21 protein-coding genes and 1 pseudogene are annotated in these 21,221 nt (G+C 60.8%); 13 read left to right on the forward strand and 9 right to left on the reverse strand.

Going from position 1 to position 21,221, the window contains the following annotated elements:
• From AC0L28_RS28910 to AC0L28_RS28925, 4 genes are all read right to left on the reverse strand, one after another.
• On the reverse strand, positions 1 to 207 hold a 207-nt coding region (locus AC0L28_RS28910), incomplete at its 3' end, for a helix-turn-helix domain-containing protein (protein WP_473481596.1).
• 56 nt (positions 208 to 263) lie between these two features.
• On the reverse strand, positions 264 to 1,052 hold the full coding sequence (locus AC0L28_RS28915) for a D-alanine--D-alanine ligase family protein (protein ID WP_473481597.1): 789 nt from the start codon (positions 1,050 to 1,052) through the stop codon (positions 264 to 266).
• Positions 1,053 to 1,676: 624 nt separating this feature from the next.
• Entirely contained in the window at positions 1,677 to 2,369 is a 693-nt protein-coding gene (scpB, locus tag AC0L28_RS28920) for an SMC-Scp complex subunit ScpB (protein ID WP_473481598.1), read from the reverse strand.
• A gap of 2 nt (positions 2,370 to 2,371) precedes the next feature.
• Entirely contained in the window at positions 2,372 to 3,328 is a 957-nt protein-coding gene (locus AC0L28_RS28925; RefSeq protein WP_473481690.1) for a DUF1403 family protein, read from the reverse strand.
• A 121-nt stretch (positions 3,329 to 3,449) separates the two neighbouring features.
• On the opposite strand from AC0L28_RS28925, the gene AC0L28_RS28930 reads away from it, so the two are divergent.
• Entirely contained in the window at positions 3,450 to 4,691 is a 1,242-nt protein-coding gene (locus AC0L28_RS28930) for a site-specific integrase (protein WP_473481599.1), read from the forward strand.
• 42 nt (positions 4,692 to 4,733) lie between these two features.
• On the opposite strand, the gene AC0L28_RS28935 is transcribed toward AC0L28_RS28930, so the two are convergent.
• Together AC0L28_RS28935 and AC0L28_RS28940 are read right to left on the reverse strand one after the other, a co-directional pair.
• Positions 4,734 to 5,252, reverse strand: a complete 519-nt coding sequence (locus tag AC0L28_RS28935; protein ID WP_473481600.1) for an RES family NAD+ phosphorylase — start codon at positions 5,250 to 5,252, stop codon at positions 4,734 to 4,736.
• Positions 5,249 to 5,638 (reverse strand): MbcA/ParS/Xre antitoxin family protein, encoded by a 390-nt coding sequence (locus AC0L28_RS28940; RefSeq protein WP_006339603.1) that lies wholly within the window; start codon positions 5,636 to 5,638, stop codon positions 5,249 to 5,251. The genes AC0L28_RS28935 and AC0L28_RS28940 overlap by 4 nt, the downstream gene beginning before the upstream one ends.
• Positions 5,639 to 5,871: 233 nt before the next feature.
• Here AC0L28_RS28940 and AC0L28_RS28945 point away from each other — a divergent pair.
• The 7 genes and pseudogenes from AC0L28_RS28945 to AC0L28_RS28975 all read left to right on the forward strand — a co-directional run.
• Positions 5,872 to 6,376, forward strand: a pseudogene (locus AC0L28_RS28945) (site-specific integrase); the annotation flags it as partial.
• 976 nt (positions 6,377 to 7,352) lie between these two features.
• The gene (repA, locus tag AC0L28_RS28950) at positions 7,353 to 8,534 is read left to right on the forward strand and encodes a plasmid partitioning protein RepA (protein WP_473481601.1); all 1,182 of its coding nucleotides are present in this window, start codon (positions 7,353 to 7,355) and stop codon (positions 8,532 to 8,534) included.
• Entirely contained in the window at positions 8,531 to 9,565 is a 1,035-nt protein-coding gene (gene repB, locus AC0L28_RS28955) for a plasmid partitioning protein RepB (protein ID WP_473481602.1), read from the forward strand. Before repA ends, repB begins: the two co-directional genes overlap by 4 nt.
• Before the next feature lie 154 nt (positions 9,566 to 9,719).
• Entirely contained in the window at positions 9,720 to 10,925 is a 1,206-nt protein-coding gene (repC, locus tag AC0L28_RS28960) for a plasmid replication protein RepC (RefSeq protein WP_473481603.1), read from the forward strand.
• Between the two features lie 89 nt (positions 10,926 to 11,014).
• Complete coding sequence (locus tag AC0L28_RS28965; protein ID WP_473481604.1) at positions 11,015 to 11,446, forward strand: antitoxin Xre-like helix-turn-helix domain-containing protein; 432 nt, start codon at positions 11,015 to 11,017, stop codon at positions 11,444 to 11,446.
• Positions 11,443 to 11,925 (forward strand): RES family NAD+ phosphorylase, encoded by a 483-nt coding sequence (locus AC0L28_RS28970; protein ID WP_473481605.1) that lies wholly within the window; start codon positions 11,443 to 11,445, stop codon positions 11,923 to 11,925. Before AC0L28_RS28965 ends, AC0L28_RS28970 begins: the two co-directional genes overlap by 4 nt.
• Before the next feature lie 174 nt (positions 11,926 to 12,099).
• On the forward strand, positions 12,100 to 13,884 hold the full coding sequence (locus AC0L28_RS28975; protein WP_473481606.1) for a hypothetical protein: 1,785 nt from the start codon (positions 12,100 to 12,102) through the stop codon (positions 13,882 to 13,884).
• 88 nt (positions 13,885 to 13,972) lie between these two features.
• Here AC0L28_RS28975 and AC0L28_RS28980 read toward each other — a convergent pair whose 3' ends face one another.
• Together AC0L28_RS28980 and AC0L28_RS28985 are read right to left on the reverse strand one after the other, a co-directional pair.
• Positions 13,973 to 15,142 (reverse strand): tyrosine-type recombinase/integrase, encoded by a 1,170-nt coding sequence (locus AC0L28_RS28980; protein WP_473481607.1) that lies wholly within the window; start codon positions 15,140 to 15,142, stop codon positions 13,973 to 13,975.
• A gap of 9 nt (positions 15,143 to 15,151) precedes the next feature.
• Positions 15,152 to 16,249 carry a hypothetical protein gene (locus AC0L28_RS28985; RefSeq protein ID WP_473481608.1) on the reverse strand — a complete coding sequence of 366 codons (1,098 nt, stop codon included), beginning with the start codon at positions 16,247 to 16,249 and terminating at the stop codon, positions 15,152 to 15,154.
• Between the two features lie 231 nt (positions 16,250 to 16,480).
• Between AC0L28_RS28985 and AC0L28_RS28990 the strand changes: the two genes are divergently transcribed.
• The 5 genes from AC0L28_RS28990 (at position 16,481) to AC0L28_RS29010 (ending at position 20,293) form a co-directional block, all read left to right on the forward strand.
• Positions 16,481 to 17,596, forward strand: a complete 1,116-nt coding sequence (locus AC0L28_RS28990; RefSeq protein WP_473481609.1) for an RHE_PE00001 family protein — start codon at positions 16,481 to 16,483, stop codon at positions 17,594 to 17,596.
• A 99-nt stretch (positions 17,597 to 17,695) separates the two neighbouring features.
• On the forward strand, positions 17,696 to 18,202 hold the full coding sequence (locus tag AC0L28_RS28995; RefSeq protein ID WP_473481610.1) for a hypothetical protein: 507 nt from the start codon (positions 17,696 to 17,698) through the stop codon (positions 18,200 to 18,202).
• The gene (locus tag AC0L28_RS29000; protein WP_473481611.1) at positions 18,199 to 18,351 is read left to right on the forward strand and encodes a hypothetical protein; all 153 of its coding nucleotides are present in this window, start codon (positions 18,199 to 18,201) and stop codon (positions 18,349 to 18,351) included. The genes AC0L28_RS28995 and AC0L28_RS29000 overlap by 4 nt, the downstream gene beginning before the upstream one ends.
• A 180-nt stretch (positions 18,352 to 18,531) precedes the next feature.
• Positions 18,532 to 18,915 (forward strand): competence protein CoiA family protein, encoded by a 384-nt coding sequence (locus AC0L28_RS29005; protein WP_473481612.1) that lies wholly within the window; start codon positions 18,532 to 18,534, stop codon positions 18,913 to 18,915.
• Positions 18,916 to 18,943: 28 nt separating this feature from the next.
• Positions 18,944 to 20,293: a hypothetical protein gene (locus AC0L28_RS29010; protein ID WP_473481613.1), complete on the forward strand. Its 1,350-nt coding sequence runs from the start codon at positions 18,944 to 18,946 to the stop codon at positions 20,291 to 20,293.
• 159 nt (positions 20,294 to 20,452) lie between these two features.
• Here AC0L28_RS29010 and AC0L28_RS29015 read toward each other — a convergent pair whose 3' ends face one another.
• On the reverse strand, positions 20,453 to 21,196 hold the full coding sequence (locus AC0L28_RS29015; RefSeq protein WP_473481615.1) for a hypothetical protein: 744 nt from the start codon (positions 21,194 to 21,196) through the stop codon (positions 20,453 to 20,455).
• Between the last annotated feature and the right edge of the window lie 25 nt (positions 21,197 to 21,221).

A 21,221-nucleotide genomic window follows, 5' to 3' on the forward strand; every position in this document is an offset into this window, starting at 1 on the left:
GCCACGTAATGTCAGCGCAAAATGGCGAGGGTCGCGGAAGACGAGCTTGCAGTCGAGTTGATCCTCGAGTTTTTGCAACTCAAGGCTCACGGAGGGCAGGCTCATGTGAAGACGTTTTGCGGCGCCGGTGATGCTCCTCTCTTCAGCGATGATGCAAAAACTGCGCAAGAGGTTCCAGCTCAGGTTTTGGCCGCCCAGATTGCCCAAGAGGGCGCCTGGTTTGTCTCCTGGGCGTTCACACCCACCCCGCCATTGAGACAATTTCAAGATGTCCAACATGGCCGGGGGATGCCAATTCCGAAGCAGCGCAGGTGGGCGACATGGAGGATTCGATTTATCAGGCTTGAGTAACTGTGTCCGGCGGTCATTGCGGCTGTAGCAAAAATAGAGTGGATGTTGAGCCCCGGCAGCGGGTTAATCTCCAGGACGAACGGCTGGCCCGCGCGATCGATCCGGAGGTCGACGCGGGCATAGTCCCGGCACTGGCACGCACGGAAGGATGCAACCGAAATATCTTGCACCAAAGTCGCAAGGCGGCTCCCAATTTCCGCCGGGCAAACTTTCGGCCGGCTCGCGGCCGCCTGGTACTTCGCTTCCCAAGTATAAATACCAGTTTCGCCGAGCTCGATCTCCACCGAGGGAAATACCTCGAGCTCTCCGTTTCCAAGCAGCGCAACGCAGTTTTCACGACCGTCAATGTATTCTTCCATGAGCGCATCCTGCGCATACTGTGTGACGACCGCTTCCACAGCCTGACTCAACTGAGCGGGCGTGCGCGGCTTCACTACCACCGGGAATCGCACGTCGCCGGTACTCTCGGTTCCCAGGCGCATGAAGCGAAAGTTTGGTGTCGGCACGCCACTGTTGAGGATGGGTGCCTTGGTGATGACCTCATCATACGTTACACCAAGCCAGAGCGGGCTCGATCCGGTGTGCGGAACACCGGCCATCTCAAGCATAGCCGGAACCTGCGTTACACGGTGCTCGCCATGAGTGCCCTCCGCCAAGTTGAAGACGATACCCGAGGGACGGGCTTGCGGATCGGGTGGCATGAATCGCTCGAGCGTAGCGAGCAGTGTTTCGTCGCCTTCGCACAGCAGCGTCTCGTGGCCGACCTCGTGCAGTGCCGACCACCACGCTACTAATTGTGCCCGAGACCACGCTTCTAGTTGTGCCCCAATTCGGCCATCGCTGCGGCGGCTTCGGACAAGGCTGACCGAAGCGGTTGATCACGTCCGTAGAATCAACGTCCGTCACGATGGCTACCCGCATGAGCTACTCCTTGGATTGTCCGCTATCAGTTCATTGGCTCGGAACTTCTGATTGATGGAGGTTGATGGCTAAACTCCGCGCCTTCTCGGTCCAATGCAATCGGCGTGCCACCGTGTTAAAACAAAGAGGAAGCCTGTTTTTCGCACCGGGCTGTCGCGGCTCAGTGTGTCGTGTCTCAGACAAGACCTCTTGAATCGGATATGGCTGAACATGACAGGAAGTGGCCGGCTGAGGCGACTTCTTGGACGACATGCGAACCTGGATGACGGCAAGTGCCATAGCGACCAGGGCCGCTACAAAATCTCAGCATCGATCGCCGGGAGTAACGGACCCAGGGTCGCCTGACGCATGGCGGCTAAAGGCGATGTTGGGCTGCAAACCTCAAGGTCGGATTGGGCCTGCTTTCAGATGTCGGATTCCGGACCGTCATCCTGATCGCAATCTGAAAACCCCGGTATGATGTCGCCCGCCAGCAGCTTCTCCTTCGACAGCAGGCCAGCATCCTCGAGCGCTTCGAAATCCGGCAGCTGGCGCAGCGTGTCGAGCCCGAACTGCGACAGAAAGTTTTTTGTCGTCACATAGGTGTAGGGCGCGCCCGGCTGCGGGCTGCGCGGACCCGACGCGATCAGCTCCTGCGCGCGCAGCACGCCGATCAGGTCGCGCGACACCTCCTTGCCGAAGAAGCTCGACAGCTCGCCACGGGTGATCGGCTGGAAATAGGCAATGCACATCAAGACCAGCGCTTCGGATTGCGACAGTTCTTTTGTCCCCTGCCCTGCCGTGCCAAAGGCGGCGTGGATGATGTCGCCAAAGGCCTTTTTAGTCCGGTGCTGCCAGCCGCCAGCGACCGCGACCAGCTCGTAAGGGCGGCCGGCGAGCTCGGCGCGGATGTCGTCGATGATCAGCTCGATGTTGCAATTCCTTCCCACCACCCGCGCGAGGACGCTACGTGTCACCGGTTCATTTGCCGCAAAGATCACCGCTTCGACCCGGCCCATCCACTCGCGCCAGCGCAGCTCGGCCGGAAGGTGCTCCAGCTCGGTATCCAGCAAAGCCGGCTGAACGTTTGGCTTCCTACGGGCGGACGCTTCGCTCATCGCTACAGCCCAAACAGCCGGAAGCTGGGGCGGCCGGAGAGCTCGCGCACCGCATCGAGTTGTTGCAGCCGCTCGAACAGCCGCCGCGTCGCAAAACGCGACAGGTTTTTGGTCGCCAGCGAGCCGGAGACGGCGTCTTCATTGAGCAGCAAAAAGATCACCTCACCCGCCCCCTTTGCTCTGAGCTTCGGCGCGACGGCGATGAGCCGCTCCGCGCGACGCGACAGCTCGGCGGCCAGCCGGCAGGCCTCGGCCGCCGCCTGAACCAGCGCCAGGCAAACCGCGCGCTCAAAATTTTGCTCCCCCGGCTTTGTTCTCCGGCCGCCGTCGGCCGTGGCGCGAAAAGCCGGACCAAAAGCGTGTGCCATCAGGACCGGCAGCGGCCGCGGCCAGCCCAGGTTTTGCGCCAATACCAGGTCGGCCAGCCACCAGGCCAGAAGCTCGGCATCGGGCCGCATGGCAACGACCTGGGCGGCGATCGCCGCGGCGGCGAACGGCGCCGGCCGCCCCGAGCGCGCCAGGTCGTCAATGTGTTCACAAAGCGCGGCGAGCGCCGCGCCGTCCCAGTGGAATCCGAGCATCTCGACGATCTTGGCCAAACGATCGGCGGTGACAACGGGCGGCTGCACGGAAAACTGCCGCCAGGCGGCAAGGATGGCGCCGGCGGGGCCGGGGTCGGCGCCGGCCGGGCGCAGGTACCAGGCGTCGCGCAACGCGGCCGCGTCCTCGGCGCGGCGGGCAAGCCGCATGCTGGCGGCGGCACAGCGAAGCGCCAGCCGCTGCCGCCAGGCGCCAGCCCAGCTGGCTTGCGCGCGGGCGAGCGCGTCGAGCGCGGCCAGGGCGGCGCCGGCCTGGAAGGCGGCGGCGGCGTCGCTCGATGCGCCGCCGGCGGCAAGCGCCCAGGTAGGCACAGTCGGCGTGGTAATAGGGCTGGCGGTCGCGGGATCAAGGCGAATCATGATTGGGAGGGTAAAGTGCCGGTGCGCTTTGCGCCACGATTTTTGCGCCAAAACGCACAGCCTGTCGTGCAGATATAACGAACGATAATGTTGCATTATCGTTTTCGTCTTTATAGAGGAAATGGCCGTTTTCAGCGAGCAGAAGCCCAAAAATCGCCCGCAGCGACCCTCCGGAGCGTCCCACAGCACCGGGCCGCAAGACGTTGTTTCCGCCGCACCGGTGTCGGCCGAGCCCAGGGCCGGCGCCGACAGTCCCGACGGCGAGCTGCCGGACATCGTATCGATCGTCATGGCGATGGACCAGGCGCCGGAAGACGAGCCTGCGAAAGCCCCCTCCCCTGCCTTGCCGATCAGCGGCGGCCAGACGCGTGTGCCGGCGCATCTGGAAAAACTCGCCGATCGCGCCCGCGACTATGTCGAGGCGGCGAGCTCGGCCAACACCCGCCGCGCCTACGCCGCCGACTGGAAGCATTTTGGGAGCTGGTGCCGGCGCCAAGGCGTCGAGATGTTTCCGCCCGAGCCGCAAGTCGTCGGGCTGTACATCACCGCTTGCGCATCCGGCACGGCCACTGGCGACAAGACGCCAAACTCCGTGTCGACGATCGAGCGGCGGCTGTCGTCGCTGTCCTGGAATTTTTCGCAGCGCGGCCAGCCGCTTGACCGAAAAGACCGGCACATCGCCACCGTCATGGCCGGCATCCGCAACAAACACGCCTCCCCGCCCCGGCAAAAGGAGGCGGTGTTGCCCGAAGATCTGATCGCCATGCTGGAGACGCTCGACCGCGGCACGTTGCGCGGCCTCCGTGACCGCGCCATGCTGCTCCTCGGCTTTGCCGGCGGCCTGCGCCGCTCCGAGGTCGTCGGTCTCGATTGCGGCCGCGACCAGACCGAGGATTCTTCCGGCTGGATCGAAATTTTCCCGGACAAGGGCATGCTGTTGCGCCTGCGAGGCAAGACCGGCTGGCGCGAGGTCGAAGTCGGGCGCGGCTCATCCGACACGACCTGCCCGGTGGTCGCGCTAGAAACCTGGCTGAAGCTGGCCCGTATCGGCCACGGGCCGCTGTTTCGAAGGGTGACGGGGCAAGGCAAAAAAGTCGGCGCCGAGCGGCTCAACGACCAGGAGGTCGCCCGCCTCGTCAAGCGCACCGCGCTGGCGGCCGGCGTACGCGGCGACCTGACGGAAGGCGAACGCGGAAAGCTGTTTTCCGGCCATTCGCTGCGCGCGGGCCTCGCCTCCTCGGCCGAAGTCGATGAGCGCTATGTGCAGAAGCAACTCGGCCATACCAGCGCTGAGATGACCCGCAGGTATCAGCGGCGGCGTGACCGCTTCCGGGTCAACCTCACCAAAGCATCAGGCCTGTAAGGCGAAACACTCCTCCCCTGCCCTTCGGATGCCGAGAGTGCGTTATCGCCAGGATAGCTGGTCCTTCGGCAGCCGGCCGCTCGGGTCGAATACAGTTATCTTGTGCGGCAGACCCGGACCCCAGTCCCAAAGTACCAGGTTACGATCCTCTATCTCGGCGCTAGGCGCGAAACTTGGGACCACAATGCCGGCAATATTTCGAGGTCGCAAGCGGTCGTAGATGGACCAGGACGCTGGGCGCTCTCCGTCGCTGAGCGCCGTCCCCCAGGTGCAGGCCATCTCCTCGAGCGCGATAGAAAATTCTCCCCTCGCCTCGTCCGTTGTCAGATCCACGATGTCATCGCAGTCGATCTCATAGGAACACAGCACGCAAGGATCGATCCGGTGCGCGAACCCCTGGTTGGCTTCCTTGACCGCTGTCATGATGGTCAGCGCCAAATAGAGCGCCGGCACGCCTTTGGGATTGAACCGCGCACCTCTGATCGCCGCCCCTTCGCCGGAAGTCGGCTTGAATGCCCAACGTGGATCGTGTGCGCGGTAGCAGGTTCCAATGAACCTCAAGCAAAACCACCAACGGCCATGTGATCGAGATAATCACGGACCGCAGCGGCCTTGCCATCCTTCACCAGCGCTTCAGCAGTGCGTCCGCCAAATGCTGGAAGCGGCTGAGCTCGATACCAAGCCATCGCCTGCTCCTTGCCGCCCGCCCAATCCGTCACGCGACTGATGATCTCAAGCATTTCCCGCAGACGCCCCTGTGTCTTAACCGTAGCGCTGCGCTCCGACCGATAAAGGGTCTCGCGAGCAAGACCAGCGGTCTGGGCCAACTGGCCCTTGGACATGCCAAACCCGTCCGCGACCTGCTCGATCGCAATCTTCCCGTTCCGGTCCATATAGGACAAGATGAGAGGTCCATTCTGCTCGGGGATCTTCAGTGCATGAGCCACAGAATTCATCCTACCATATTGAGAGTCATATTTCTTGTGCAAAATATATGGCAATTCTGGGCGGCTTTCAAGCTCGGCACCGAACCAATTCGAGGTGCTGCCTAGCACGCACGCGGATTGAGCCGACCGTGCGCGCGACCTGCTGCCGGCGTCAGTCGTTTGATCCGCCGCCGCCAGATCCACAAATCGTCGGCCTCTACATCACGGCCCAGGCCTCCGGTTCTCGGCCTGGGGTTGCGCGTGATCAAACCGAAGTCAGTCGCGGCTGGATTGAATTTTTTCCAGACATGGGCGTGGCTGGCTACGTTGCGGGGCAAGATCGGCTGGCGCGAGGTCGAAATTGGTCGCGGCTCGTCCGACGCCACCTGCCCGGTTGTCGGACTTCAGGCCTGGCTGAAGTTTGCCCGCATTGCCCATGGGGCCCCTTGTTCCGCCGTGTTACTGGTCAGGGTGAAACGGTCGGCGCTGAACGGCTCAACGATCAGGAAGTCGCACGGCTGGTCAAGCGCACGGCCTTGGCTGCCGGTGTGCGCGGCGATCTCACCGAAGGCGTGAACAGAAGTTTTCTGGCCATTCGCTGCGCGCGTCCTCAGCCGAGCTCGACGAGCGCTATGTGCAAAAAGCAGCTGCCACCCCAGCGCCGAGATGACACGCAAGTGTCAGCGACCGCGTGACGGGTTTCGAGTTCTAACTAAGGCGTCAGAATTTGTGGTGCGGTACGCCCACACCCGCAGGTGACACGGGATGCGCCAATGCGCCCGAGAGCCACATGCGCAACCGTAAAGTTGATGAGTGTCCAGGGTTTCTTGGTGCCGTGCATCCCTCCAACTTGATAAAGCTGTTCCCAGCTGGGAACTTAAAGTACGGGTGGTGGCGTGCTAGACTAAGACTTGTGCGAAAAGTTTGGATCCTTCACCAACACAGACTCAGAGGCAGGCTGCCTGGCGACTTCAGCAGCCTCCCGCTTGCCTCATCGACTACGCACTGGAGGAGGGTGCGCGTGGACTGGACGCCCGCGTGCCAAACGGTGGTGATTGCTGTCAAATCGCGTGGGATGCCTGGCGACAAATCCTAGCCGTTGAGTTGCCATTCTCGAGAACCGCTTGGCGCGGAATGCTTGTTGCAGGGAGGGGGACGTCGGGCGTCTAATTGGCCAACCTGGTAGGCGCGATTACCGAAGTGACATCGGAAGCGTCGTGGCATGGCTGCATCACAAACACATCCGATCGTCTCCGACGCGAAGGATGTGACACCCTTAGGGACTGGGCGAGTACCGTGCCTGCCGTCACAAGGGGAATTTCGCCGCCGCACCAATGTGGGGGCATCTCTCCAGGCGCCGAAAGCTGCCCGCGCCTTTGTAGGTCGCTCGCCGCTGCACGCGGAAGCTAGAGCCAACCGGCACGTCGACGTCGACTATCCACCAGAACAAGGCGGGCAACGGGCTCGCCCGTGCGCCCATGCTGCGTGACCACCTTCATAGCTATAGTTTTCAACACCTGATGCGCAATTTTGACGGCATAGGGGAGACAGCGATAGCGAAAGTTCCCAGCTGGGAACTGCCGTATGTCCCATTTGCCCGAATTCCCCGAATCGGGCATAAGCCCAGTAACGGAAAAACCGCGTAATTCGAAAAGTTGGCGTAGTTGGCGTGGCGTTAACAGCTTGTTAACCACAGTCGCTATCAATAGGCGCTGGGTGCAAGAGGAGAATCTCGGTGACGCGGCATCTAAGCAGCCTTCAGTTCATGAATACCTTCTCGACGAAACTCGAGAAGGCACTCAACAATCTTTCGCTGGCTCAGTATCCTCCTGACGCGGTTCGTACCATGCGCAAATTCACTTCGACGGAAGTGGCAGCATTGCTGGGAGTGACCGAAGCTTACATACGGCAGGTCTCTTTAAAGGGGCAGGGACCCGAGCCAGAGACAACGGCCACCGGGAAGCGCCTATATTCTGTGGAGCAGGTGCTGGACCTTCGGATGCACCTGGCGGAAAAGGCACGGAAGAAATGGATCAATCCTCGTCGTGTTAAAGGCGAGGATTGCCAGATCATCGCGGTCACGAACTTCAAGGGCGGATCGTCCAAGACAGCGACCACTATTCACTTGGGTCATTGGTTGGCACTACGAGGATATCGCGTTCTCGCAGTCGACATGGATCCCCAAGCGTCGTTAACAAGTCTGCAAGGAGCGTTACCGGGATTTGACTACCGAGAAGGTGACACCCTTTACTCGGCGATTCGGTTTGATGATCCGGTGCCAACGGAAAAGATTGTACATCAGACTCATATCATCGGGTTCGACGTCATCTGCGCCGGCCTTGAGCTGACCGAATTCGAAACCGCCGTTACCCTTGAAATGCGCAAGAACGGTGGAACCAGTTTTCTGCTTCGAGTGTCACAGGCCCTCGAACAGATCGTCGATCGCTACGATATTGTTCTTCTCGACTGTGCGCCGTCACTAAATTTCCTGACGCTTTCCTCGCTCACTGCCGCTACCGGGGTCCTAATCCCCGTTCCAGCGCACATGCTCGATGTCGACTCCACGGGCAAGTTTTTGGAGCTGGCCGCGTCTTATATGCAAATCCTGGATGAGGCCGGTGCCGGCGCGCGTTGGGATTTCGCAAAATTCCTCATCACAAAATTTGAGGCCAACGACCATCCGCAAGCCAATATGCAGGCGCTAATGCGTCAAGTGTTTGGCGAGGATCTACTGCTCAATTCCGTCTCCAAATCCACTGCGGTCGCGGACGCTCTTACTTGGAAGCAGAGCCTCTATGAGGTGCAACGATCGAGGTTCTCCGCACCTAAAACTTATGATCGTGCAATCGAATCCATCAATGCCGCGAACGCGGAAATAGAAAGCCTCATCACAATGGCATGGAGGCGTGAACAGTGAGCCGTAAAGACTCTAAGGGCATGTTTGCTGCTGTTTTGGGGCAACTCGGGGAGGAGAATTCGGAGGAGAATCTCAGCCGTCGCACGTCATCGCCGCACCTGATGAAGGTGGCGGCTGGTGTCCGCCAAATGCAAGAACGAAGCGATATCGCTGACAAGTTACTGAAGTCAGGCGAGCAAATCATTGAACTCGATCCCGACAAAATAAGGCCGTCATCTATCACCGATCGATATGATGACGCTTACGAGATTTCCGCCATTGCTGAAATCACAGAATCCATGCGGGAGCGCGGTCAAATTGTGCCTGGATTGGTTCGGCCAGTACAAGGCAAGGATGGCGAGTTTCAAATCGTCTATGGTCGGAGGAGACTAGCGGCCGCCAAGCAGCTTGGGATCGCCTTCAAAGCGGCCGTCCGCGAGTTGAATGATGAACAAGCAGTCATTTTCCAAGGGGAAGAAAACACCGCTCGAGAGGATCTTTCATACATCGAAAAATGCGCTTTTGCGCTTGCGCAGCAGGAAGCAGGATACAAACGGGACACCATCTGCGCTTCGTTGTCGACAGGAAAATCGCACGTCTCCGAGATGATCAAAATCGCCTCCTCGGTCGACAAGGAGATACTGCAATCGATCGGTAAAGCTCCCGGGATAGGTCGAGGACGATGGCAGGAATTCTCAAACCGCTATTCCGTAGAAGGCTCACTCGCGAAAGTCTTCGATCTTACTCACAAAAACAAATTCCGCGAGGCAACGTCCGATGACAGATTCATTATGCTGCTTGGGACGCTGCCGGTGGGTACTAATGCGATCAAAGAACCTGCGGGTCCGGTCAAGCCGTCAAAGCCCAAGATTGCTACGAAATCCTGGGCTGCTCCAGACAAAACGGTCAGCGTCAGCCTCAAAGACAATGGAAAAACTGCCGTGATTGCCGTGGGAGAGGCTGAAGGATCGCGCTTCGCAGCGTTTATCGCCGGACAACTGGACGACCTGTTTGAGGCCTTTCGGAAGTCCACCACGAAACGAGGAGACTGAAACCGCAAAAGAAAAAGGCCCCCGAACGGCAAGCCGTGGAAGCCTCTCTCTGAACTAAGCACTCTGAGAATCGCATCTCCACGAATCACTGTCAAGAGTCATTGGCGTCGTTTTGGCGAGCAGATTTCTTTTGCCTAATCGAGGGTGAAAGAAAATGGAGACGGGTATTGCAACGACGCCCTTTGGGCGGCGGCCGATGTCGCTTGCCATGCTGGCAGCGCAAAACGAGTCACGTGAGATCCCCAAGGGCAGGGTCGTCGACAAGTGGCAGATCTACCGCAACCTCTGCGAAGGCAAGAGCGTCGTCGGCATCGGCGATCGTGCCCTGGCCGTGCTGAATGCGTTGCTATCTTTCTATCCTGACAGTGAATTGAGTGAGGAAAACGACCTCATCGTCTTTCCCTCGAACGCACAGCTGTCGCTCAGGGCGCACGGAATGCCCGATGCCACGGTCAGGCGGCACCTGGCGGCTCTTGTAGACTGCGGGCTGATCATCCGTCGGGATAGCCCGAACGGCAAGCGTTACGCCCGCAAGGGCCGGGGAGGGGAGATCGAGGAAGCATTTGGCTTCTCCCTGGCGCCGCTGCTGGCACGTGCTTATGAGTTCGAGGCGGCGGCCGAACGCGTTCGCGCAGACAGCCGAGCGCTCAGGCTTATGCGCGAGCGGATCACCTTGCACCGCCGCGACATCCACAAGCTGATCGAGGCCGCGCTTGACGAAGATGTCCCGGGCGACTGGGGAGGCCTGTGGAAGCGATTCCGCGGCGTTGTGGAGGCGATTCCGCGCCGCGCTAGCGTCCCCGAGCTTGAGCCGATCGTAGCCGATCTGGCCGCCTTGCGTGATGGTGTGGATAAGCTGCTGGAAATTCATATGAAATCCACGAATCCGAGCGGCAATGACTCTCAAAACGAGCGGCAGCAATCTGATTCAAACACCGACTCTATTTTTGAATTTGAACCTGCTTTAGAGAAAAGCGGGTCGACGGCCGAGCCCAGGACGAGGACCGCAGAGGCCCCGAAAACATATCCGCTGGGGATGGTGCTAAAGGCCTGCCCCGAAATTTCGGACTACGCCGTTGATGGGATCGACAATTGGCGCGATTTCATGATTACCGCCGCCCAGGTGAGGGGCTACCTTGGTGTCTCGCCGTCGGCGTATGAGGAGGCCTGTCATGCGATGGGCCAGGAAACCGCCGCGATCGTGATTGCCTGCATCCTGCAACGCGCTCAGCACATCAATTCCGCCGGCGGATACCTGCGCGTGCTGACTGACAAGGCCAGGACAGGGGCGTTTTCGGTCGGGCCGATGCTGATGGCGGCATTACGAGCGAACGGCGTGACAGCAAAGATGACAGGGTGACCGTTGGCGGATCGGCTCGCGCTGATGCGGGGGCTTGCATGACGCATCAGGTGAGGCTATATTTTGCCTCAAATGGAATGGAGAGTGAAATGCTAGCGTTCGGAAATGTCGCCGACGTGTTGGGGCTGCCCGTTAAAGAGGTGGCGGCGCGGTCGCCTTTCGGGCTGATCTCCCGGATCGAGGATGGACTTCCCATCGGGGCGCTCGAGCGCGTTGCGCATCTTCTGGCGCCTGGCGATGCTCAGTTCAAATATCGGCTGATCCCCAAGGCGACCTACGAGCGGCGCAAGATGGTGCATCGCCTGTCGTCGGACGAGGGCACCCGATTGGCCCGCGTGGCGCGCGTCTGGGGTCTGGCTGTCGATGTCTGGCAGAACGAAGAGGAAGCGCGCGATTTCCTGTTTCGGCCGCACCCGATGATTGAGGACAAGCGACCGATCGACGTCGTTCTCCTGAGCGAGTTCGGCGCCGAAATGGTGGTCGATATCCTCGCAGGTCTGAAGTACGGCAGTGCTGCGTGACGGCGCAGTCTCTCGATCGCACGCTATCGTCCTTTCGTATCGGTGATCCCGCCGGCACCTACCCGATCTTCGACGCGATCGGCTCGACAATCGCGCCAGGGCGATGGAACACGCCCGGAAGTCCTATCATCTACACCAGCGAGCACTATTCGACGGCCCTGTTGGAAAAGCTGGTGCATGGCAGCGGCCGCCTGCCGCCCAACCAGCACTACATCGAAATCACGATCCCGCGCGGACTGAGCTACGAGGTCTTTTCCCAGCCCTCACTGCCCGGCTGGGACTCGATGCCGGCGACGGTGAGCAAGGGATTTGGCGAAACCTGGTGTTTAGCACGGCGCAGCGTCATCCTGCTGGTGCCGAGTGTCGTGGCGCGTCTCGATTGCAATGTGCTGATCAATCCAGCGCATCCGGAGTTTTCAAGGATCGAGACCAGTCTGCACCAGCCCGTCTACTGGGACCGGCGGCTGTTTGGCGCGTAACGGGGGAGGCCGGGGCTTTCCGTTGCTATCAGCGTGTGCCTGCCGACAAGCAACAGCTGGCGGATTTCGTCACCGCCGATGCTGATTGCGGCGCTGCGGGCGCAAAGCCGATCAAACAAGGACAGGGTGAGGGTTCTCGGTTAGCATCGACGCGCATCTTTGCGGAGGAAAAATATGACCAGTGTGGCGCGCGACAGCTTCGAGGCATGGAGCAGGCTTTGTGCGGCGGGCGGGCTTGAGCTCGACGATCGCGATGCTGATTTCGGGGAGAACCTGCGCACCGCACTATCGCCATCGGCCGCCACACTGGAGGAGGCGCTGCGCTCCAGTTCCACCGATCATCTCGTCAGAGCTGTCTTTGACTTGGCAGAGCCGTTCGTAGCCATGTTCCGCGCCATCCTGAGCTTCTTCCAGGCTGCCGGAGTGCAGCAGGGCCGCTCCCAATGGGATATCCATATCGACGAGGAACACTTCGAACTGAAGCATTTCGAGAAGTTTCTCGAGACTTGGAATGCGCTCGATTGCGAAGTGGATGTTCCAGCTGTCGATTCCGACGGCGCTTCGGCAATCTTGCGGGCGGGTGATGACCTAATCGATGCAGAATGGCGCGCGAAGACTGGTGTCCCAGATGTCGATCACTGGCAGCAAATGTATCATGATAGGGGACTTTACCTCCCTTTCCCTCGCTCGCTCCACGCCAATCATGTCTCGGCTGGGTTTCGGGATGCGATCTCGATCGCCACCGTTCTGGCAGACAGCGTTCGCCGCGCTTGGCCAGATCGCGAGACAATGATGCGAGACTATTGGGATCGCAGGCTCGGGTTCGAGAGCGGCGACGGCTTCAACTTAGGAACTGTCGCGCAGCATGAGACTGACTTTCAACTTGGCTTCATAGTGGCGCAGCTCGGGCGGTATGTGTCGTTGGATGAGGCAAGCCAACGCATGATCGGGCAACGGCTTGCTATTGCGTTAAGCCGCTACCCGAGACGCAAGATTGGCATTCGGGCGGAGCTGCCGGAATTGGAGCGCATTCTATCTCTGCCTATCTGGCAGCGTCGCCACGAGCTCTATGCCGTTTGGATCGCGACCGAGATCGTCAACGCACTCGACGACCACGATTGCGCGCTCCATCACGAGAAAGGCCGTATCACCTTCGCGTTTCGAGAGTCTGTCATTGCGACAGTGCGTTCGAGCCACCCGAAAGTGAGGTTGTTCGCCGAGCGGCGCAGCCCTCTCATCGCGCCAATCGGGCATGGCCGCACGGGCCACGTCCAACCCGATTACAGCCTGTGGCGCCGCTTCGGGGATCGGGAAGAGTGCGGTCTTGTGATCGAGGTGAAGCATTACAAGCGCGGGTCTCCGGCACGATTCCGCGAGGCACTGATCGACTATGCCCGGGCGCATCGCGCCGCGAGGGTCTTACTCGTCAATCATGGCCCGGCGCGGGAGAGCTTCCAGGCAGTCGATCGCGATGTCAGCGGCCGATGCGTCGTCATCGGTGATTTGACGCCAAGCCACCTGAGACAGCGCGAAACATTGAAGAAGATTGTTCGGGACTACGTGGGCGAGCCAGTCTTCCGCAGGACTGGTGTCGATGCGGGACCGCTCCTCATGCTCGCGGTCGATGTATCAGCGTCAATGTCGACTGCGATCGACGCGCCAGACTTCGCCGGACTCTTATCCTCGGTCGCGGAAGGGCGCACAGCAGCGGTAGCCCTGGTCGACTCCGAGATTCAAAGCGTCGGTCAGCTCGACCTCGTCACCAACGACATTAGACGCTCACGTCGCGGCCATACAAGCCTGCACGATCCCATCACCAGCCTACTCGAAGATCATGAACGTGTCGTCTTGCTAACCGATAGGGACGGCATTGCTGATCTCGTTGGATTCAAGACCAAACATTTGGGCTCCAAGCGCGCCGGCGGGATAAGCGTCGAGGTCATTGAGATTGAACGATGACTGCCGCAACGCTGTTCGGCGCCGTCGACAGATCTACATCGAGCGAACGCCCTAGGACCAAGAGCATCTCAGGCATCTGCCAATCCGGTCAGGCAAGAATCCGCGTCGCTCGCCCGAGCGTCCGCTCGGCGTCGTTATAGTAATTCGAGGCCTGCTGCACGGAGCGGTGCTGTGACTGCTGCATGGCTTCGGGCAGCGGAATGCCGCGACGGGCGGTTTCGGTGAGGTAGCCGGAGCGCAGGCCGTGGGCGGAAAACGCCATCGGATCAAACCCGGCCTCGGCGACGCGGCGCTTCAGGATCAGGTTGACGGCTTGCGGCGTCAGCGCGCGTTTTTTGAGATTGCCCCAGCGGTCGATGCCGCGGAACACGGCGCCTTCCCTGATCCCGGCGCGCTCGAGCCATTCCTTCAAGACCAGCACCGGCCGGCCGACCAGCAGCACGAAGGCGTCGCTGTCGGCCTGTGTCGTCTTTGTCCGGCCGAGCCGGATCGACAGGCACGGCAGTTTTTCGCCGCCGGGATTCTTGGGATCGGCGGGTACCGGCTCTTCTTCGACGATCTGCTCGAACCTGAGCGAAGCAATCTCGCTGCGGCGGCGGCCGCCTGAGGCGAAGGCGGTGATGAGAACGGCGCGGTCGCGCACGTCGACGAGACGGTCGCCGGCGCAGGCTTTTAGGAGCGCGGTCAAAATGTCGGCGGTCACCGCTTTCTTGCTCTTGCGGCCGCGCGGGCGGGCGCTGGCGCGCACCGCGAGTTTTATGGCGCTGCGCAGGCCTGGCGCATTGAATTTTCCCACAAAACCGCGCCAGCCGGTCAGCGTCGACCAGCTGGACAAACGCCGGCGCACGGTGTTCGGCGCGTGCGGTCCATCGACGCGCAACAGTTTGGCCGACTTCAACGCCGCGGTCACGTCTTCCGGCATGCCGTGCGAAACGTCGGTTTCACGCTTTGCGGGATCCCACAGGTGATGGGCGACGAATTTTATCAGCAGCGCCTCCGGCGCCGGCCAGGGGAGCGAAAAACCGGTCGCGGCCAGCGACCAGGCTTCGAGGTAACCGAGATCCGAGGCCAGGGCGCGCAGGGAATTCTCGCCGAGGCCTTCCTTGGCGAGATGGCGCAGTGTGGCGACATCGTCGTCGGTGAGGATTTCGGCCAGAAAATCGCGCCGGTCGAATGGCAGCACCGAATCCAGCGCATCGAGCGCCTCCGCACGGCGCAGTTTTTGGTCTGGTAAGGGCTTTGGCAGGCGAAGATCCATGACGGCGGCTCAGAACAGATATTTTTTGTCTGCCCAGGCGAGCAGCACGGCGGCATCGCGGTCTGGCAGGCGCACCCGTCCTTGGCGCAGGCCTTCAGCGATCGCATCGCCGACGTCCGGATCGACCCAGTGCCCGTGCGTCATCAGAAAGAACCAGGCGAAGGGCAGGCCAATCTCGGCGTCGATCGCCTCGGTCCGCTCCATCAGGCGATGCACCGAAATACTGTCTTCCATCGGCAGCCGCTCTGCCGGCATTTTGAGCGGCCGCGGGATAAAGCCGATCTCGCGCCGGCCACGATCTTCGAGATCGTGCATGTCGAAGGCCCAATGGTCAAAAATGCGGTGGCCGCAAGCGCTCGACCGCTGCCAGTCGGCAAAAAAGCGGTTTTCGCGCGGTACGAAATCGAACCACCCGGGACTGGCTTCCAGCAAGGGGATGTCTCGTGTGCCGGCGGGCCCAACCTCATGAAGGACGCTGTTCTCGAGCTCGGTTCGGCGCGCCTCCCGCTGCTCGCGTTCGATGCGGGCCCCGCGCGCCAGAAAACTGCGCATGTGAACGATGCCGCTGCCGGCGCGGCCGCGCAGCCGGTAGATGGGCCCGGCAAGCACGGGCGCGACCGCATCAGGCTCGCGCCGCACCCAGGACGGCTCCAAAAGATCGTCGGCGCTATAGGGGCGATAATCGGGATCGACCACGGGTCCGGCCAAAACCTCGAGCTCGCGGCCGAGCGAGAGTTGCAAAAAATCGGCGACGCCCGGCCCGGTCGGCGCAAAGGCGAAGGCGCTGGCGCCGCGCCATTCGGCGAATTTTGTCCCGTCCTCGCGATGCCGGATCCAGAACGCGGTGAGATCGCCGTTGAGTTCGGCCAGCTCTTTTTCCACCCAGGCGCGATGGTCGCCGAGGCGGGTGCCATGGGCGGACAAGACGGTGCGGGCGTCGCCGCGCCAGTAAAAGTCGTCGACCGGCGCGGTCGAGAACGAAAAGCCTGGAAAGGCCTTGTTGAGGGCAGGGGCGAGCTCGGCGTCGGCCGACTGCGCCTCCAGAGCTGCGAGCGCGGTTTCGACCGAAGCGGGGTCGGGCAGGCGGACGGGTTTTTCTTCGCTCATGCCGGTGGGCCCTTTTTGCGCGGTAGAAAGCCGCGCCTTGCGTCATTCTCGGCCGCGCGGGACGTCGTCGGCGGCCATCTTGGGCCGAAAATGGCTGATTTGCGCCGCAAAAACAATCACTATCGATAAGAGGTGATTATCGATAGTGATAAGAGCGCCAGAGAAAATCCCCAACAAGTCAACTTAACATCGAGATAGCTTGACTAACGCGAATCAGCCATCATGAAAACAATGGCTTACGACATCGGTCTTTTATCCCTCGAAACCCTGATAGGACCCGTGGCCCGCGCGACGGAGGCGCTCGCCCGGCTCGACGAGCGGCTGGCCCGTTCGCCGGTCCGCGAAGGGTTTGTCGAGCGCCAGCACTTCGCCGACGCAGCCGCCGCGCTGTGGCTCGAGGGCGAGCTCGTCCACCTCGAAGACCTCGTCCTACACGACGCCTATATGGACATTCGCACCCCAACGCACGAACTCACCCGTGCGCATGCGGTTTTGCGCGCCCGCCGCCAAATTTTTGCCCGCGCACCCGACTGGGCGCTGAGCGGGGAGGGCCTGCGCCAGCTGACCGGCCGCTGTGCTTCGGTGGTGGAGGCGCGAGGCGGTCGGGAAGGGAAGGGGGCCCCGTCTGAGGAGGGCGCCGATGAAGCGGCGTCGTCGGCCGAGCAGGACGCGCTGGCGCAAGAGTTCGCCGAAATCGATGCATTGCTCGCCCACTCGACAAACGTGCTCGCCGGCATCGAGGCCGGTCTAAAAACGCCGATCGCGGAGAACCGGCCGACACTGGTCTACGATCTCGATTGGGACGAGGACGAACGGCTGGCCGAGTGGCAGGCTGTGCTGCAGGCAACTAAAGATCTGCCTACTGTGCTTCGCGTCGCGTTGCTCATCGACGCCTGGACCGAGATCGAGGTCTTGCAACACGCGCCATGGCTCGGGCCGCTGCTGGCCGGGGCCCTGCTGCGGCGGACAGGCACGACCGCCAACCACCTAATCGGCCTCCATGTCGGCGCGCAAAAAATTCCGCGTGAGCGGCGGCGCGCCCGCGACAAAGTCGTGCGGCTGCTCGCCGTGCTCGAGACCATCGACGCGACCGCGTCGGCCGGGCTGAAGGAGCATGACCGGCTGTTGCTCGCCCGCACGCAGCTGGAGCGGCGCTTGCGGTCGCGGCGGACGAGCTCGAAATTGCCCCGTCTGATAGACTTGGTGCTGGCGCGGCCATTGGTGTCGACGGCCATGGTCCAGAAAGAACTGGACGTTAGCCGGCAGGGTGCGCTGGATCTCGTCGGCGAACTGAATTTGCGGGAAATCACTGGAAGAAAGCGGTTCCAGGCTTGGGGGGGTGTGTGACCAAGCCACGGGTTCGCTTCGCGCGCCTCGGTTGGCCGAATTTCGCCGATCGGCGGGACTCAGATAAAATCAGGCAGGAAAATTGAGGCCGCTCCAAACATGGTTTCTGCAGAGATTGTTGAGGCGCGCGAAGCCGCGACCAGGCTGCGCGAGAGTCTGCCGTCGTCCATCGATGCCGCAGCTTTGGGCGTCCGCTCCAAAGCACCATTCCAATTGCTTTGTGCACGCGAAGCATTGATCTGGCGGAGCGAAGAGCTGGCGCGCAATGCATGCGATGCGCTTGAACGGGAGGATCTGAGCGTTGCCGCTCTGTTGACCCGTGCGCTTACCGAAAACGCCGCTTTTATGTGGAAAATGTGGGAGATTCTCAATGCCAGGCATACCCATTCGCCGCAGGCGCTAAACGATGTGTTGATGCGGCTGCTCGCGGGCTCGAGGGACAGGCCGGACGGGCCACAGGCCATGCAAATCCTGAGCTGTATCGACCGGATGAACAAGGCGGTGCCGGGGGTGCGTGCCAGCTACGACAGCTTGAGCGAGATCGCGCATCCCCATTGGCCGGTGCCGCTGGCCTCTATTCGAAGCAAGACCCAACACGGTATGTGACGGAATTCGGCCGTGGATTGGGGGATACGAAGGGCGCGGGTGACATGATTGCCAATGCGCTGCTCGGCTCGCTCGGCTTATTTGAACTCGCCTACAACCGGATAGCCGAGGCGATGCCGGCGTTCGTGGCGGAACTTGAACCCATTTGATCGGATGAAACGCCACCAGGTCGCAAGTATGGATCACGATCAAGCGCGGAAGTCCTATGGCACCGACCGAGCGTGACTCGTCTATGGGAAGCGCCCCGACGGAACATTGGCCCATATAGGCGAGGTCACGCGCGGTCTTGCTTGCGCGGCTGTGTTTGCCCTGCCTGCGATGGTCAAATCGTGGCCCGGCTGAAGGACGATCAGCAGGTGCCTCATTTCGCCCACCATGGCGGCGAGGCATGTGGGGGCGGTCCTGAGACGGTCCTTCATTTGTTGGCCAAGGAAGCGTTTCGCTGCAGCCCGACGATGGTGCTGCCCGAGCGGCTTGGGCTCAATAACAGGCGCGTTGTGACGAAGCCTACGCGAGAGGCGCAAACTGAATTCCTTCGGCTCGAGTACACCGATCCCAAGACGATCATTCCCGATCTCTATGTGCGTGCTCTCGGCTTTGACTTGTTCGTCGAGGTTGCGGTCACTCATTTCGCGGACGACGCCAAGATCCAGCGCCTCAGGGAACACAAGATTCCCGCCGTCGAAATCGATTCTATCCAAGCTTCCGCGTGATTCGCTAAGGGATGCCATCACCGAAGCGGTGCTGAAAACCGCACGGCGTCATTGGCTTTTTCATCCCGGCATCGACGCTGCGCGCGCGCAGCAGGATGCCGACGAGATCGCATGGCAGAAGGAACAGAACAGGCTTCTGGCCGATGCTGTGGCAAAGCACCGAACCCGGGTCGAGGAAACCGCGTCAGCATATAGGCAGGCGTTGGCGAAACCTGTCGGCCGAGACATTGCCATACCGCGTCAGGCCGAACTTCAAGCGATCGGTCTTTTGGAGTATATCGGTTACGAAGTCGCGGGCTTCGCCTGCTTCTCGGAACGACCTGCGGTATGGCAAGCGATCATCCTGGCTGAGACCTTTCACGATCGCTGCCTCGGCAACGCCTTGTGCAAATCCGTGCCGATCGCCAACCATTTGGAAAAGCGCCGTCTGATCCAGAAGCCTTTTCTCCGTGTGTCCAGCGACGTGGCTGAGGACGTCACCGCGATCGATGCCCGCTTCGCCCCGGCTTGGAAGGCGGTCGACAATTATCTGAAATATCTGCTCGGCGAGGGTGTCCTGGTTCAACAAGGTTACGATGTCGCGCTTGCCGTGACGTTCGCCAAACCGTGGAGCGCGCGGACCCTAGCTGAAAAGCAGAGGACCGCTGCCATGCACGCGGCGGTGCAGGATGTGGAGTGGATCCTTGGCGAGCTTCCCGACAATGAACGTGCAGGCATGACGGGCGAGATGTGGTTGCAATCGATCCACCAGGAATCCGGTTTGCCGTATCGCAAGGCGCTTCTGTCGGATATCGAGTCGCCGAAGATCGTGGGGAAGGTCGAGAAGATTGCAGCGATGCTGAAAGGGCAGGGACCGCTCCCAGCGACATTGGGGTTAGCGGTCGAGGCTGCCATCGCCCGCCGCAAAGTCCAGATGGCTAAGCAAGCGGAAGAGCGTCGCGAGAAGCAACTCCAAGAGGCGATCCGCAACCGTCAATCGCGACTCGACCGGTTTTGCGTCGATGTGGAAAAGAACTTGTGCAGTCCGGAGCTCGATGCGTTTCTGAACACCAAACGCGCAGACATGAACGACATGTCGCCCGTGGAATTGGCGGAGGATAGCGACGCCGGATTGACCCGCGCGCGGGAGGCTCTGTCGACCTTTGTTAGGCAGCGCCGACGGGAGGCCGAGGCCGCGGCGGAGAAGGCGAAATATCAAGATAAGATCGCCGAACTGGCAAAAGGCCGACTTTCCCTCGAGGACGCCATTGCGTTTCTGAAGGCACGCGAGGACGATTTCGGCCGAATGAGCCCCCTGCAATACGTCAAAGACGAGAGTACGTTTCAGAAGGCGTGCACGAAACTCGCTCAGTGGGAAACGTTCGCGCGCCGTTCTTAAACTAGTTGTTCTCGCAATTTAAGGGTGAGAAGACGCCACGGTCGTCGCGTCTCGCTGGCGCATTAACTGCCGCTGAAAGGACCGCGCGTCTCCGCAAAAGTGAGGTGTTGACGACCAAAGAACGCTGTTGCGCGCCGAAATCCGCCGGTCACGCCTCAGTCAGGACGTTGATCGAACCGTCCAGCTGATAGCAAAGCCGTTTTCATGCTGAGGCCTTGCTGGATCGCGCCAGCTTGAGTGTGTCGATCCGCTTTTCCTGCCCGAAATAAATTCGACGATGCGGTGTGTTTCGTATGTGCGCACAACGAAGGACGGTGCATTTTTGAGATCATCCGTCGTGATGTCGTGCTCACGTAGCTGGCCGAGCGGCAATGACACGCTGAAGCTTCGGTTCTCGTTCATGCTGCCGAAGCGCATGTGGACGATGTTGCGCTTTTCGGCAAGCGAAAGCAGCTCGTACAGGTCGAGCTGTTCGCCTTGAGCGTTTTTGAAAGCCGCGTGGACATTCTGGGCGACGGTTTCTACCGCACCGCGCTGAGATCGCGGATTATCGGTGCAGCCATGTTTAGGCCATGGCCAACCCAGATTGTCGAAGACTCGGCCGCTGTGGGGGCTCTGGTAATAAAACACCTGTTTGCCGCAGACCGGGCAACGCGCGTTCGGATTGACATATGAAACAACGGTGGCGAACGGCCTGACGGCTGCCACACCTGGGCCGCTGCTGTAACCGGAACACCAGCGACCATCGACATGGATTTTCGTCGGCCGACCGCCAATATTCCGAAATTCAATTTCGCCGCCGCAGGTGTAGCAAGTCGGCACGGGTGCTCCTTGCGCGATCAGGCGCGCATCCTCGATATATCCCGAATGCGGGACGTTGTATCCAGCCGGGAACCTCGCCACGAAGTCTATTTTGGCATGGGGTCTT

The organism is Mesorhizobium sp. WSM4847, from assembly GCF_055811335.1.

Excerpts from the sequence above, each read along its gene's own strand:
- AC0L28_RS28915 (WP_473481597.1), bottom strand. The coding sequence starts at position 1,052 with ATGCCACCCGATCCGCAAGCCCGTCCCTCGGGTATCGTCTTCAACTTG.
- scpB (WP_473481598.1), bottom strand. The coding sequence starts at position 2,369 with ATGAGCGAAGCGTCCGCCCGTAGGAAGCCAAACGTTCAGCCGGCTTTG.
- AC0L28_RS28925 (WP_473481690.1), bottom strand. The coding sequence starts at position 3,328 with ATGATTCGCCTTGATCCCGCGACCGCCAGCCCTATTACCACGCCGACT.
- AC0L28_RS28930 (WP_473481599.1), top strand. The coding sequence starts at position 3,450 with ATGGCCGTTTTCAGCGAGCAGAAGCCCAAAAATCGCCCGCAGCGACCC.
- repC (WP_473481603.1), top strand. The coding sequence starts at position 9,720 with ATGGAGACGGGTATTGCAACGACGCCCTTTGGGCGGCGGCCGATGTCG.
- AC0L28_RS28965 (WP_473481604.1), top strand. The coding sequence starts at position 11,015 with ATGCTAGCGTTCGGAAATGTCGCCGACGTGTTGGGGCTGCCCGTTAAA.
- AC0L28_RS28975 (WP_473481606.1), top strand. The coding sequence starts at position 12,100 with ATGACCAGTGTGGCGCGCGACAGCTTCGAGGCATGGAGCAGGCTTTGT.
- AC0L28_RS28980 (WP_473481607.1), bottom strand. The coding sequence starts at position 15,142 with ATGGATCTTCGCCTGCCAAAGCCCTTACCAGACCAAAAACTGCGCCGT.
- AC0L28_RS28985 (WP_473481608.1), bottom strand. The coding sequence starts at position 16,249 with ATGAGCGAAGAAAAACCCGTCCGCCTGCCCGACCCCGCTTCGGTCGAA.
- AC0L28_RS28990 (WP_473481609.1), top strand. The coding sequence starts at position 16,481 with ATGGCTTACGACATCGGTCTTTTATCCCTCGAAACCCTGATAGGACCC.
- AC0L28_RS28995 (WP_473481610.1), top strand. The coding sequence starts at position 17,696 with ATGGTTTCTGCAGAGATTGTTGAGGCGCGCGAAGCCGCGACCAGGCTG.